The 14171-nt window shown below is 35.0% G+C and carries 15 protein-coding genes; 6 read left to right on the forward strand and 9 right to left on the reverse strand.

Annotation, left to right across the window (positions count from 1 at the left end; genetic code table 11):
* Positions 1 to 10 precede the first annotated feature (10 nt).
* Positions 11 to 754, forward strand: a complete 744-nt coding sequence (locus PSF09_RS01105) for an ankyrin repeat domain-containing protein (protein ID WP_272683347.1) — start codon at positions 11 to 13, stop codon at positions 752 to 754.
* A gap of 229 nt (positions 755 to 983) precedes the next feature.
* On the opposite strand, the gene PSF09_RS01110 is transcribed toward PSF09_RS01105, so the two are convergent.
* Positions 984 to 1928, reverse strand: a complete 945-nt coding sequence (locus PSF09_RS01110; protein ID WP_004910213.1) for an SPFH domain-containing protein — start codon at positions 1926 to 1928, stop codon at positions 984 to 986.
* A 254-nt stretch (positions 1929 to 2182) separates the two neighbouring features.
* Complete coding sequence (locus tag PSF09_RS01115) at positions 2183 to 2911, reverse strand: aspartate/glutamate racemase family protein (RefSeq protein WP_272665134.1); 729 nt, start codon at positions 2909 to 2911, stop codon at positions 2183 to 2185.
* A gap of 120 nt (positions 2912 to 3031) precedes the next feature.
* Here PSF09_RS01115 and PSF09_RS01120 point away from each other — a divergent pair, with 120 nt between their 5' ends.
* Positions 3032 to 3916 carry a LysR substrate-binding domain-containing protein gene (locus tag PSF09_RS01120; RefSeq protein ID WP_272665135.1) on the forward strand — a complete coding sequence of 295 codons (885 nt, stop codon included), beginning with the start codon at positions 3032 to 3034 and terminating at the stop codon, positions 3914 to 3916.
* Between the two features lie 77 nt (positions 3917 to 3993).
* Here PSF09_RS01120 and PSF09_RS01125 read toward each other — a convergent pair whose 3' ends face one another.
* Together PSF09_RS01125 and pdxR are read right to left on the reverse strand one after the other, a co-directional pair.
* A complete protein-coding gene (locus PSF09_RS01125) occupies positions 3994 to 5280 on the reverse strand; it encodes a dicarboxylate/amino acid:cation symporter (protein ID WP_272683348.1) in 1287 nt (428 codons plus the stop codon).
* A 324-nt stretch (positions 5281 to 5604) separates the two neighbouring features.
* The gene (gene pdxR / locus PSF09_RS01130; protein WP_272665137.1) at positions 5605 to 7092 is read right to left on the reverse strand and encodes a MocR-like pyridoxine biosynthesis transcription factor PdxR; all 1488 of its coding nucleotides are present in this window, start codon (positions 7090 to 7092) and stop codon (positions 5605 to 5607) included.
* A 163-nt stretch (positions 7093 to 7255) separates the two neighbouring features.
* Between pdxR and PSF09_RS01135 the strand changes: the two genes are divergently transcribed.
* Entirely contained in the window at positions 7256 to 7687 is a 432-nt protein-coding gene (locus PSF09_RS01135) for a carboxymuconolactone decarboxylase family protein (protein ID WP_272665138.1), read from the forward strand.
* A gap of 66 nt (positions 7688 to 7753) precedes the next feature.
* Here PSF09_RS01135 and map read toward each other — a convergent pair whose 3' ends face one another.
* Together map and PSF09_RS01145 are read right to left on the reverse strand one after the other, a co-directional pair.
* Positions 7754 to 8524, reverse strand: a complete 771-nt coding sequence (gene map, locus PSF09_RS01140; protein ID WP_004263445.1) for a type I methionyl aminopeptidase — start codon at positions 8522 to 8524, stop codon at positions 7754 to 7756.
* Positions 8517 to 8723: a ParD-like family protein gene (locus PSF09_RS01145; RefSeq protein ID WP_004910200.1), complete on the reverse strand. Its 207-nt coding sequence runs from the start codon at positions 8721 to 8723 to the stop codon at positions 8517 to 8519. The genes map and PSF09_RS01145 overlap by 8 nt, the downstream gene beginning before the upstream one ends.
* 325 nt (positions 8724 to 9048) lie before the next feature.
* Here PSF09_RS01145 and PSF09_RS01150 point away from each other — a divergent pair, with 325 nt between their 5' ends.
* Both PSF09_RS01150 and PSF09_RS01155 read left to right on the forward strand, forming a co-directional pair.
* The gene (locus tag PSF09_RS01150) at positions 9049 to 9474 is read left to right on the forward strand and encodes a universal stress protein (protein ID WP_272665139.1); all 426 of its coding nucleotides are present in this window, start codon (positions 9049 to 9051) and stop codon (positions 9472 to 9474) included.
* 132 nt (positions 9475 to 9606) lie between these two features.
* Positions 9607 to 10038, forward strand: a complete 432-nt coding sequence (locus PSF09_RS01155; protein ID WP_210839602.1) for a DUF5339 family protein — start codon at positions 9607 to 9609, stop codon at positions 10036 to 10038.
* 5 nt (positions 10039 to 10043) lie between these two features.
* Here the strand turns inward: PSF09_RS01155 and PSF09_RS01160 are convergent, their stop codons facing one another.
* Positions 10044 to 10817, reverse strand: a complete 774-nt coding sequence (locus PSF09_RS01160) for a nucleotidyltransferase domain-containing protein (RefSeq protein WP_210839609.1) — start codon at positions 10815 to 10817, stop codon at positions 10044 to 10046.
* Between the two features lie 6 nt (positions 10818 to 10823).
* Positions 10824 to 12029 (reverse strand): nicotinamide mononucleotide deamidase-related protein YfaY, encoded by a 1206-nt coding sequence (locus PSF09_RS01165; RefSeq protein ID WP_272683349.1) that lies wholly within the window; start codon positions 12027 to 12029, stop codon positions 10824 to 10826.
* 222 nt (positions 12030 to 12251) lie between these two features.
* On the opposite strand from PSF09_RS01165, the gene PSF09_RS01170 reads away from it, so the two are divergent.
* Complete coding sequence (locus tag PSF09_RS01170; RefSeq protein WP_272665141.1) at positions 12252 to 12809, forward strand: toxin-antitoxin system YwqK family antitoxin; 558 nt, start codon at positions 12252 to 12254, stop codon at positions 12807 to 12809.
* A gap of 106 nt (positions 12810 to 12915) precedes the next feature.
* On the opposite strand, the gene fabV is transcribed toward PSF09_RS01170, so the two are convergent.
* On the reverse strand, positions 12916 to 14115 hold the full coding sequence (gene fabV / locus PSF09_RS01175; protein ID WP_109911334.1) for an enoyl-ACP reductase FabV: 1200 nt from the start codon (positions 14113 to 14115) through the stop codon (positions 12916 to 12918).
* Positions 14116 to 14171 lie beyond the last annotated feature (56 nt).

The following is a 14171-nucleotide window of genomic DNA, read 5'->3' on the forward strand; positions in this document are numbered from 1 at the left end:
AGGTTTAAATATGTATATTAAAAAAATTATATTTGCTTTTTCATTACTTACTTTTGGGTCAGTATCACAAGCCCAAGTTGTTAATAATAATAACCCTTTAAAATATAGGCATTTTAAAACAGATTACGCTACGATGGTCGAACTCGCGAATAAAGAACGTTTACCTTGGAGAGTCTTCTATGAAAGTCCTAGTGAAGGCGCTAATGCCGAATGGTTTGATGCCGTAAAGCAGGGAGATTTAGACAAAGTAAAACAAATGGTTACTGAGGGGCAAGATATAGAAGCCAAAGACACTGGTAGCTTAGACCAAACGGCTCTGGGATGGGCTGCCTTTATTGGTGATGAAGCAATGGTTGATTATCTTATCTCGCAAAATGCTAATCTTTGGGCAACCGATACCGGTGACGTATATAACGTACTAAAATCAGCGGTACTTGGTAATAATGTTAATGTTGTAAAAAAAGTCCATCAGCTAATGAAAGACGAAGTAGACTTGAATAATCAGCAAATTGAAAGTGATGGAGAAACATTAGTCATGATAGCCGCGAGTAATAATAGAATGGAAACGGTTAAATACTTATTATCGCAAGGGGCAGATATTAACCGAAGTACAACGACTGATGATGTAACCATGTTTTCTTATGACCAAAGTGCATTAACTTATGCATGTAAAAATAATCTTCTAGAAATGCAAAAATTCCTTATTGATAATGGTGCACTAAATCATCGTACCGATAAACCATTTTGTAATTGATTTATAGGAATATTGGGTAATAACAGAATTATTTTCACCAATCATGCAAATAAGTTATTTTTAGCATAACAAAAGTATTGGACGTACCCTTCTATATATTAAATAGCCTGATTCCGATTAGATATCGAAATCAGGCTATACAATCAATTGACTAAAAGTGTCCAACTTTATGTGGTTACTTCAAGCTTAATAGAACAGCTTGTAAATGTAGTCATTCTTTTAATGAAAATTACTGGCTATTACGCATGTCCATAATCATTTTGCCATCATAGTCTGCACCAACAACAATATTAGGCACTTCACCTTTATATTTGTGAGCTTTAATTTGTTCAATCTCTAACTGTTTCCAATTGATCATTTCACGGGTAATAGTACGTTGTAATATCGCATTAGCTTCAGCTTCTTTCTGTGCAGCATACAATTTTGCATCCGCTTCTTGACGCATCGCAAATGAACTTGCTTGTGCATTACGTTCCCTAGCGATGGCTTGTTGTTCAGCAGACTCTCTCTCTGCTTCTGCAATAACAACCTTTTTCTGAGCTAATTCACGCTCTTTTTCTGCCTCTGCTTTTGCTTGGTTAATTTGCTCTTGGCGCATTTTCGTATTAACGACTTGCTCTTGTACAACTTCAGGCAAAGTAATATCTTGGATCATGATTTCTTTTATTGTGTAGCCATAAGGGGATGCATACCCTTGAATAGCATCACGAATAGATTCTTGTAATTTTCTTTGTGTATCTGCTGTATAAAGATCTTGCGCATTAGCAACATCTTTACCAAATTCCAAAATCGTTGAAATCAATTTTTGGCGTACATATTTATCTAAAGCTTCACTTTCTGTACCACCATTAATACGTAATACTGGTGCTTTAGAGCCATCAAACTGAAGCATTACCGTAATATCAACAATAGATTTTAATTTATCTTGTGAAGGTACTCTTAGCTCTTTTAGAGATACACGAATATCTTTTGTTGAGTACGTATCAAACGTTGTAAACGGGTTAATTGGAAAATGTAAACCTGCATCATAAGCCACTGGGTCGACTTTTCCTAAAAATGTTCCAACCTTAACCGAACCATCTTGTACAATGGTATATGAGTTAATACCTACGAGGCCGATAACTAGCAGTAATGCAGCGCCGACAACCAATTTAATCATTGATTTAAATTGCATGGTTAATCCCTATCAAATAATAATTATAATAAAGCGCCTATTGTCACTACTTGTTTTCTAACTACAAGTCTAATATTCCTAAATTTTAGCTATTCAATGGTAAAATCGTTCAAATTACCATCAATCTTAATTTATCTAATGCAAACGTAAAAGCACACATATGACTTTCATGTGTGCTTATATTTTCATTATATAATGACTCATCGCTATAAAATAATTAAATTCCCTAGTGCTGGTCTTATTGAGCTATCTAATTAAATTAACTGATTATTCCCTATTTCTTTAAAGCCATTACTATAACTATACCAATCAATTGCTTCATTTATTAACGCTTCCGTCGCATCAATAAATTGTTCTGGGCTATCCTTTGATATCTCCTCTAATATTAAAGGAATTTCCGTACATCCCATAACAAACTTATCGACCCCTATTGATTTTAATTTATTTATATAAGGATAAATAAGCTCTTTTGCTTTTCTAATATCCCCTGATTTATACGAAATAATACTCTGCATTATTTTATATTGATTCATCTCATCAGGTTCAATACATTCAACACCATGTAAACTTAATTTATTTTGATATAGTTTTGTTTGAATAGTCGCTGTTGTTGCTAACAAAGCGACTTTTTTTACACTATCTTTTAAAATTTTATTACATGCCGCATTTATAATACTAATAAAATGAACCCCTGTTTCTTTGATTAAATCCTCATACCAGAAATGAGCCGTATTACATGGCATTATAATACAAGATACACCTGCATTTTCTAGTATTTTTAGGTATTCAATCATTGCTGGTAATGGTGATGGGCCGCTATAAATAATATTTTCCGTTCTATCAGGGATATCAGGTATCGACACAATAATAACAGGAATATGTTCTTGGTCTTTTTTGGCACCTGTATTATTAATGAGTTTTGAAAAAGCATCTGCGGTTGCACCGGGACCCATTCCCCCTAACATACCTAATATTTTTTTCATAATACCTCCTTCAAATTGATGATATCATGACATAATGTTTTCCTTTCGTAATTGCAGAGTTTCTATAAGTTATGCTAAATTTGCATAGCAAAATTAATAATTATAATATTAGAGGACACAATGATCAGTAATCTTGAAATTAAATGGTTGCACGATATTGTTGTACTAGAAGAGTGTCGCAGTTTTACATTAGCGGCAGAAAAAAGAAATATCTCTCAATCATCGTTTAGTCGAAGAATTCAATCCATTGAATCTTCTGTTGGTTTTGAAATATTCGATAGAAACACTAACCCACTACAACTCACCCCTCAGGGAAAAAGCTTTATTGTTTATGCAAGAAACTTACTTGATGATATTTATTTTCAAATAAATAGAATTAAAGGGGTTGATAATGACAAGCAGCGAGTAAATATTTCTGCTGCTCATTCACTTTCTGTTTTTTTACTTCCTGATTTTATATCTCAATTTTCTAAAAATATTGATAAAATATTCTTTGTTGAATCAATAAATGTTGATGAAGCTGTTCATAAGCTAAAAGAAGGACAAAGTGATTTTATTTTATCATTTTATAATGAAGAATTGATGTCATCACCTTTCTTACATGCAAAAATATTAGACAGTCAACTACACTTAGTCTCTCTATGTGATAAAGAAAAAAAACCTATTTACACTCTTGATGGTTCAATACTTCCCTTAATGAAATATACTGATGAAAGTTATATGGGAAGACAGGTTAATCAATTAATGAATAAATCAGCCGATCTGCCCTTTGAACTCTCATTTGTTTCATCGATGAGTGATGTATTAAAACGTATGGTATTAAATGGTAGTGGTGTTGGCTGGTTACCTGATTACTCAATTAAAAATGAAATTAAGCAAAATGAACTGGCTATTCTCGATCCCAGCTTATCGATAAATATGGGAGTTTATATCTATCGTACTGAAGCTAGATTAAATATTTCATCGGAGCGTTTTTGGCAATTTATGCGTAATCAAACAACTTAGTATGTTTCATACTGTATAAAAACCCCTTCTATTGCTATAAGAAGGGGTATACTGAGCATTAATGACTATGGTGTGAATTATTCTAGTGTAGGTGTTACTTTATCATTCAGTGTAACTTCTGGCTCTGCATTAATACGCCCTTTTCTTTCTTCTAAACGTGATATTACAGCGGTAGAAATACTATTTCCAACGACATTTGTTGCCGTTCTTCCCATATCTAAGAATTGATCAATTGCCAGTAATAATAATATACCCGCTTCAGGTAAACTGAACATCGGTAGCGTTGCTGCAACAACAACAATCGAAGCACGAGCCACACCAGCCATCCCTTTACTCGTCACCATTAAGGTTAATAAAATAAGAATTTGTTCTGTAATACTAAGGTCAATTTCATAAGCATTCGCAATAAATAACACTGCAAAAGACTGATACATCATTGAGCCATCAAGGTTAAATGAATATCCCAGTGGTAGTACAAAACTGGTCACTTTTTTAGGTACACCATACTGATTCAACGCTTCCATTGTTTTTGGATACGCAGACTCACTACTTGCAGTCGCAAATGCAAGAGCAACAGGTTCTCGAATAAGCTTTCCTAAATTGAACACAGATTTTCCTAAGAAGATATAACCTGCGAAGAATAATACCGCCCATAATACTGCTAATGCGACATAGAAAAGCCCTATAAGTTTGCCATAATCATAAAGCAGCCCTAAACCTTCGACGGTCACTGCTGAAGCAATCGCGGCAAATACTGCAATTGGAGCAAAACTCATCACATAGTCAGTAATACGGAACATAATACGTGATAAATCTTCGATTAATGTAACGATTGGGCTTTTTTTATCTTTGCAAATATATGCGAGAGCTGAACCAAAGAAAATGGAGAAAACTAATATTTGTAGGATCTCATTATTTGCCATCGCTTCCGCAAAACTTTTCGGGAAAATATGGGTAATAAATGCCTTTAAGGTAAAACCAGAAGTATTTAAACCACTATCTACAGCAACTGCCGGGGCTGTTAAATTTAATCCAACACCTAGTTGGAATACATTAACAAAGATCATGCCTATTAATAATGAAATTACTGCTGCAGAAATAAACCAAACCATGGCTTTAATTGTAATACTACCCACAGATGAAGAACCACCCATAGAGACAATTCCAGAAACAATTGTCGCAAATACTAATGGTGCTATTATCATTTTAATTAGACGTAAAAAAACATCAGTAATAATATTTAGATAAGAAGCAATATCTTTCGCTTCTTCTACCGATGCAGCATAATTATGACACCCCCAACCTAATATGATACCTAAAACAATCGCTATCATTATTTGTTTCATAAGTTTATGTCTGTTCATTCGTACCCCTATTTTATTTATTTATCGTTATAGAAATAAACTATAACTCTTTATTGGATGCGACTCTTGAGCCTGAAGCCGATAGTTACATTTTTTTAACTTAAAGAGAAATGCAAATGGGCGAAAAGCCATGCAAAAAATGCATAGCTATTAATTTTATTTAAAAACAATAATATATCATCATTTATCTTAAATACAGTTTATTTTAGTCCATCTGTATTTTTTATAAATTACAATATTTTTTAAGTTTCTAATTTATTTAATTACAAATCATTAATAATGATAAAACTCAACTGATAGAAAAAACTTAGCACTATAATTAAATTAGACAAGTTTACTATCAATTATCTTTAACTGCTCACAAAGGCTTACGGCCTCTAATTTACTTTTAATATTGGTGAATCCCAATAATAAAAATGGTGAAACCATATTCTTTATCGACCATTCATTCAAAGATTCTATTTTTAGCCCGTATTCGTTTGCCAACTTCACATAGTCTCCAATAGATTTACCATTGACCAACTTAACTAAAATATGCATTCCTCCACTTTGAGGTTGAATTTCAAATATATTAGGCAGTACCTCTGAAATAGCCTCTATTAGAAAGTGTTTTCTTTGACGATATAAGTTGCGCATCTTTCGTAAATGTCGCAAAAAATGTCCATCATTAATAAATTGACTAGTTACCTGTTGCTGCCATATTGGACACTGATTACCTAAGACCTCCGCAATGGAATGAAAATGCGCGATAACAGATGGTGGGACCACAATATAAGAGAGGCGTAAAGCAGGGAATAACGTTTTGCTAAATGTGCCACAATAAATAACCCGTTCTTGGCTATCTAAACTTTTTAATGCAGGTAAAGGCCTTCCTTGGTAATGAAATTCACCATCATAATCATCTTCAATAATCCAACTACCTTGTTTATTTGCCCATTCGAGTAATGCCAATCTTCTTTCTAATGATAAAACAACATTTGTTGGGCTTTGATGAGCCGGTGTAACCAGCACAAAATTTGCACTAGGTGCTAATAACTTACCTTCTTCAACATCGAGTCCATTATTATCAACAGAAACAGGAACTAACTTTAAACCAATTTGCTGTAAAAAATGGCGAGCAATATGATAACCGGGTTCTTCAAACCACCCTACGTCTCCATGATTAAATAGGCATTGAGTAATCAGGTGCAAACTCGCTCTATGACCAAAACTAATAAATATTTGTTCTGCAGAACAAGAAATCCCCCGTGACACCATCAAATAACGCGCAAGCCCTTGCCGTAATTCAATAACACCTTGTGAATCAGGGTAACTTAATAAGTCAAAACGACTTTCACGTAATATTTTCGCAGATATTCTTGCCCATAGCTTTGTTGGAAATGCATCAAGGGCTGGAGTGCCTAATTGGAATGGCTGCAATTCATGAAATTTATTTGTGATAACTTTGGCATTCTGTTCACTCTTTGTTTTATCCGTAGTTTGTTCATTCCCTATTAACTTTCGGTTCTCTACTTCAAAATCTAGATATTGACCTTTATTTTCCAATAATGAGTGTACTGTCCGTAATTTTTTTACTGTATCCGCAACAAATGTCCCTTTTGCTCCTTTTGACTCAATAATTCCTTCACTCAGTAACATTTGATAGGCTAATTCGATGGTTCCCCGAGCAACATTTAGCTCACTAGCCAATACCCGTATTGAAGGCAAGCGTTGTTGAGCTTGTAATTGACCGCTTTTAATACCTTCATGTATACGCTGATAAACTTGTAAATATAGCGGTGTACTTATTTGAGCATCAACTTTTATTAACATACTCCCTCCAACTAGAATACCATTCCAGCTATCTTGTCATAGCTAGTTTGATTAATCTTGTCTCTTTATCCTAGGTCAAGCTAGCCTTATATTACATCTATTACAAATAATCATTACAAAATATTGCATTTTATCTGACAACAAAATATGTAAGGAATCACTCATGAGTGAACTGAGATTAGCCTATAACAATTTATCACCTGAAGCTTATAAAGGGCTTATTGATTGCAAAAATGCATTGGATAAAAGCGGGCTAGCTAAAGAACTGATAGAACTCATCTATTTAAGAGTTTCACAAATCAATGGCTGTGCATTTTGCCTAGATATGCATGCAAGCTCATTGCGTTCAAATGGCGTTAGTAACAAAAAAATTGATACTCTCGCTGGCTGGCAAGTCAGTCATCATTTTAATTCATTAGAACGCGCTGCATTAGCTTGGACAGAAGCTGTTGTTAACATAGCTACCAGTGGTACATCAGATGTACTCTTTAATGAATTAAAACACCATTTTTCTGATGCTCAAATTTCTGACCTAACTATCGCTATTGGTTTAATGAGTGCATTTAATCGTATAGCAATAGCACTGAGACAATAATAAAAATTTGCATAAAAAAAGCTTGTTACCATAATGGTAACAAGCTTATAAAGTCTATTTTTGACGCTATTTTTCTTCATCACGTAGCGTTAAAACTTCATAGCCATCTTTAGTGACTAATACCGTATGTTCCGATTGTGCAGATAATTTTTTATCTCTCGTTACAACTGTCCAACCATCTTTTTTTGTTTTAATTTTCATTCCACCTTGGTTGATCATTGGCTCTATCGTAAATGTCATTCCTTCTTTTAATTCTACCCCTTTCCCTCGTACACCATAATGAAGAACTTGCGGGTCTTCATGCATTTCACGGCCAATACCATGCCCACAATATTCACGTACAACACTATAACCTTTAGATTCCGCATAATGTTGAATAGCGGAACCAATATCACCTAACGTTGCGCCTGGTTTAACTTGCTTTATGCCTTCCCACATAGCGGCATAAGTATCTTTAACTAATTTACGTGCCAGTGGTGAAGCTTCCGGCATAACATACATTTTACTTGAATCGGCAATGAAACCGTTTTTCTCTAGCGTAATATCAACATTAATAATGTCTTTTGCTTTTAAAATTTCATCTGTTTTTGGAACGCCATGGCAAACGACTTCATTTAGAGACGTGTTCAAAACATATTGGTAGCCATATTGCCCTTTACTGGCAGGCCTTGCTTGTAACTCATTAACAATATAGCTTTCAACCTTATCATTAATTTCCATCGTAGAAATACCAGGTACGATAAATGAATCCAACATCTTAAAAACACTAGCCAAAAGTCGTCCAGACTCACGCATCAGTTCAATTTCTTCTGCTGTTTTAATTGTAATATTATTCATGAACCTTTCCTTTTAATTCAATTGACTCTTTCTCTAACATTTCATTGATTAACATAGTAAATGTCTTATTCGGGTTTAATTCAGCTTGCATTCCAATTTTAATCCAAAATTCTGCCTGTGAATTAATCGACCGGGACATAACTTGGCTCGCATGGCGTAGATAATCATGCAATTCATCTGAAATTTTTACGATACCCAAAATAACCTCAACAATATGATATGTATACAAACCATGTATAGATCATATAACAGGAAGGTGATGATTCAAAGTACTCACGTTTTGTATAGCACAAAGCGCATGAAAAACAGCCTGTAAATATCACTATTAAGTTTCTTAAGTTAAATGCGCTGTCAAAGTATTTATGGTGTTGATCCGCTATGATGGAGCCCGAGGTATGTAATTCCTATGTGTAAATTAACATTATTTTGATTGACTCGGCCATTTACTGTTTAACAGCTCTACTCTTTATAAACTAACGACCCGATTACTGCATGAACTCAATAAATAAAAGCTGGAGAAAAATATGTATAATAAAATTTTAGTTCCGATTGATATAACAGAAAAAAGCTTAGCACATTTAGTTATGGCACATATTCAATACCTTGCTGAATATGAAAAAGCACATATTCATTTTTTAGCGATTATTCCTACTGTCCCTTTCTATACCACGATGGGATTTGGTTTTGCTGAAAAAGCGGATAGTGAACAAGATAATGTTACAAGACAACTCGCTGAGATTATTAAAGAATTTAATCTTTCAAGTGATAAGTACAGCGCGCAAGTTTTAATGGGAACACCAAGAGATGAGATTTTACGCGTTGCTGAAGAAATTTCTGCTGATTTAATTGTAATTGGCTCAAAGCGTCCCGGCATGTCCACATATTTTTTAGGTTCGACAGCATCAATGGTTATTCAAAATTCAAAAATTTCTGTTTTAACGGTTCGATAACCACTATCAATTATAATAACCTAGGTAACCTATTATTGGGTTACCTTGTTTTTTCGTGTTAAGCTTACATATCGACATTATTCACTCTACTAGGCTATATATTACAGGTTTATTTTTCACTCAAGGAATGCAATGAAAAGATACTTTCTCTGGATCAGTATAAGCATCAATATTATTCTTGCCATCGCTTTAATTACAGCTATTACTTTGTTTTTTAACCTGAAAAATCAGGTGATGACTATCGTTGAGCAAGTAAAAACAGGAAAGTATATCGAGCAGGTACAACAGCAAACCAAGCAACTGATTCCAAATACGCTAAATGAATTAAAAACCTTAGAAATTGATGGTGACTCGTGTGGCCAATTTTATCAAAAAGTCGATGAAGTTATTGAATACTTAAATAATAATCCAGAGATTATTGGGGCACAAACCTACACTGATCAACTGTCTTCAGTAAAAATGGCTATTGATAAAACTCCGACTATATTAAAAGACAAGGCCTGCAAAAAGGGTGTTTCAAGTATTAATTATATCGTTAATGCACTACAGCCTGATGAACTATAACGGGTTTATTTATTAATACTATTAGAACGCTCATAATCCAACCAATTGATAAACTGGATTAATTTTCCCACGAATTGCTCATCAGCAAACGGAGCTGTACCTTGATATAAAAAATAATTTATCTCAAATTGCCGTTCAGGATAACGTTGGACAAATTTCTGTGTGTATTCTGATAATGTTTCAGGCCAGTCATTGTCATTTTTCCAACGTAAAATGCTGGTCGAACGAATAAGCTTTCTCGATGCCGCCCGATATAATAACTTTAGTTCAGCGTCATCATTACAATGATTAATTTGGTCAATATAATTATTGAGTACATTAACAAAATCACCATTAACTGCTTCTGCGATTTCACGCGAAGGGATAAATTGGCTAAAATGTGTAGCTAAATCATTCCCATAAATGCAACGGCAGTGATGCTTAATCCAATATCCCCAACTATATAAATTAGCCTCACTCATCACATCCGCAAGCATACCTACATCAAAATCAATTTTGCTGACTTCTGTATGATTAACCGTCAATTGAACTTGTATTTCATTAAGTCTGGTTGTTTCTAATTGGGTAAGATCGTCACATAATATGATGCACAGATCTAAATCTGATTGTTGAGGTTTTGCACAGCCCTTTGCAACACTGCCATAAACATATAGGCTATGGAGCTTTTCTTTTAATATGTGACTCAGCCAGTAAATAGATTCTGTTATTACTGACTGAAATTCCGATTGAAAAGGCCTTTCCTCAAGAACAGGGATACACGCATAATCTTTTAACTTCATAACCCGCTAACTCTCTAAGATAAGTGTTTCTGTTTGTACTAACCATTCATAATAGCCAATAACCTCACGACCATTTAACCAGCGAGACAACATATCTAATACTAACATTACACTGACTTCTTGCTTTTCTTTCTGCGAATGATTATTTGGCAAATAGTGAATTCTTTGCACATAACACTTACCTGGAGTTGATAATGCAACGTTTAGATACTGCTCATGATATTCACCAATCACTAAACCAATAGATAAAGGGTGGTTAATCGTTATATTTTGAGCTCTTTGTGCTAGAGTTTCTAATGTTTGCTCCACATCAAGTGGTAAAATTTGACTGTCAGAAATAACGATTCCTGCTGAATCCAATGTCCAATTTAATAACCCTGCACTAAATTGTTCACTAGCTATTACGTTTAATTTCTTTTCTTTTAATAAGTTACCAATTTTTTGTGCTAAACCTTCAGTACCTTCAAATATCAGATTATCCCCTACTCCTTGCTTCACGAGTTGCCAATCTCTCTCCATCAATTCTTTTTGTGATGCAGGCCCCGTCAGTTTTAATTCAATAATAGGCATTGAGGAGCGGTAGCCTAAAACACAATTTTCAGGTAAAGGTAAACTATCAAATTGCTTCGCAAGACTACTTTCACTACGACCGAAACTGGTTAGACGTAAACAAATTGGCGGCTCTGGCAATGTAAACCGTTCACGTAACCTCGGCAAAATTTGCTCATTCACCATAACTTTAAACTCTGAAGGAACCCCCGGTGTAAAAAAAATTAGACAATCATTCAAAACTAATGAAAACCCACAAGCTGTTCCTACTGGGTTATCAATTAATTCCGCATTGGCAGGAAGTAGCGCTTGCTTACGATTTGTCTCAGGCATAATTCGCCCTCTAGCAATAAAATAGTGCTCCATAACCTCAATCCACTGTGAATGCTCAACTAATGGAACTCCCGCAGCTTTAGCCGCTGCCAGAGCACTTAAGTCATCACTTGTTGGCCCAAGCCCGCCATTAACAATCAGAACATCTGCAGATAAACTACGTTCAAGGAAAGTAGCGACTAAACTATCTAAATCATCACCAACAGTTGTTCGGCTACTCAAAGGGAGACCTTGTTGAAAAAAACAGTCTGCCAACCAAGCTGCATTTGTATCAATTATTTGTCCGTGTAAAACCTCATCGCCAGTACTCAGCATTTCAACAACTAACATCCATGACTCCCTTATTATACAAATTACACTAACTTGCTAAATTACCTTATTATTAAGCTGACTAACATCAATATTTATTCAGCTTAATAATCCTGTAAAAATCCTCTACAACCCATTAAAAATAAATAGTTTAAGATAATTCTCAGAATATATAGTCATAAAAAGGCTATAGTTTTATATGCAATTGAATCCATTATTTTTTACCGTAATAATAGAGGATACATGTTCAAGCTAAAACCAATTAAATCTATCGCACTACTTTCTTTATTTTTATTTATTTCCGGATGTCAACTTGGGGGCTCTACAAATTCCAATTCAAACTCAGATTCAAAATTTGGGGAATTAAATGAGTTAAAAACGATAGAGTTTCCTTCCACAGAAGCACCTAAAGGTCTTGCTGAAGGCGCATTTGAAACTGAGTACGATAATGGCCAGCCAAAATTCAAAACTTGGGTATCTAAAGGATGTTTGGATAAGTACATCAAAACCTACTATGAAAATGGTAATCCTGAATCCCTAATTCAACTTAAAAACTGTAAGATAAATGGAACTGTCCGCAACTACCATGAAAATGGCCGTATCGATATCGAATTAACCGTGCTACAAGGCAAGTTATCAGGACCATTTAAAATCTACCATAACACTCCAAGTAATAAACCAAACATTACTGGTACTTTTAAAAATGGAGAACTTGTTGGCACAGTAACTGAATTTGATGAAAATGGAGTGATTATTTCTAAAGCACTGATCCGTGATGGTGAGGTCATCGTAGTAGAATAATTCAATGAACAAAATAAAGCAGAAGCATATGATTTACAAAGATAGCTAAAAAAGAAACCCGCAAATTAGCGGGTTTCTAAGATATTAACAATCATGACCAAAGCAACTAAATCAGCTCTTTCACTTCAAAATTCACTTCACCGCTAAGGTCAGCATCATAATCAACACCATTTAGGCCGAAACCAAATAAGCGGAGAAATTCAGCTTTATAGCCTTGGTAATCCGTTAGCTCATTGATGTTATTATCATTCAACTGCTGCCAAATTTCACGACATGTATTTTGAACATCATCACGCAATTCCCAATCATCTAAACGTAGACGATGTTTTTCATCAGTATCTGGCACTGCATCATTGAATAATTTAGTGGCAAATAAGCGTTGAATTTGTTCAATACAACCTTCATGGATCCCTTTCTCTTTCATGATTTTAAAGACAATAGAGATATATAAAGGCATTACAGGAATTGCAGAAGAGGCTTGTGTTACAACAGATTTTAATACAGCAACATACGCTGCCCCACCCTTAGCTTGCAATTTTTGGTTAATTGCATGAGCCGCACGGTCTAAATCTTCTTTTGCTTTACCTAATGTACCATGCCAATAAATTGGCCATGTTAAATCCGTACCAATATAAGAATAAGCCACAGATTGTGCATTATCAGCTAAAACACCTGCTTCATCTAATGCATTCATCCACAGTTCCCAATCTTGGCCGCCCATGACTTTTACTGTATCTGCGATTTCTTGTTCATTTGCGGGCTCAACAACGGCTTCAATTAGCACATCTTTGTTGGTATCCAGCGCAACAGATTTGTACGGTTCGCCAATAGGTTTCAAGGCCGAACGTACGATTTCACCTGTTTCAGGCATTTTACGCACAGGTGAGGCCAGTGAATAAACCACTAAATCAATTTGGCCTAAATCTTGTTTAATTAAATCAATAACGGTTTGACGGCATTCATCAGAAAAAGCATCACCATTAATGCTTTTCGCATACAAGCCTTCTTCTTTCGCTGCTTTGTCAAAACCTGCAGAATTGTACCAGCCCGCAGAGCCTGTTTTACCTTCACTGCCTGGCTTTTCAAAAAATACACCGATGGTAGCCGCACCGCTGCCAAATGCAGCATTGATACGAGAGGCCAAGCCGTAACCGGTAGATGCACCAATAACTAAAACTTTCTTAGGGCCGTTTTTCAGTTCACCACGTGATTTCACGTAGGCAATTTGCTCACGCACATTGGCTTCACAGCCTGCCGGATGAGCTGTAGTGCAGATAAAACCACGAATTTTAGGTTTGATAATCATAGTCATTTTTTCTTGGTAGCTAACAATCAGGGTCTAATATACCTGATATTATCCAT

The organism is Providencia sp. PROV141, assembly GCF_028481645.1.
GTDB classification, from domain to species: domain Bacteria; phylum Pseudomonadota; class Gammaproteobacteria; order Enterobacterales; family Enterobacteriaceae; genus Providencia; species Providencia rettgeri.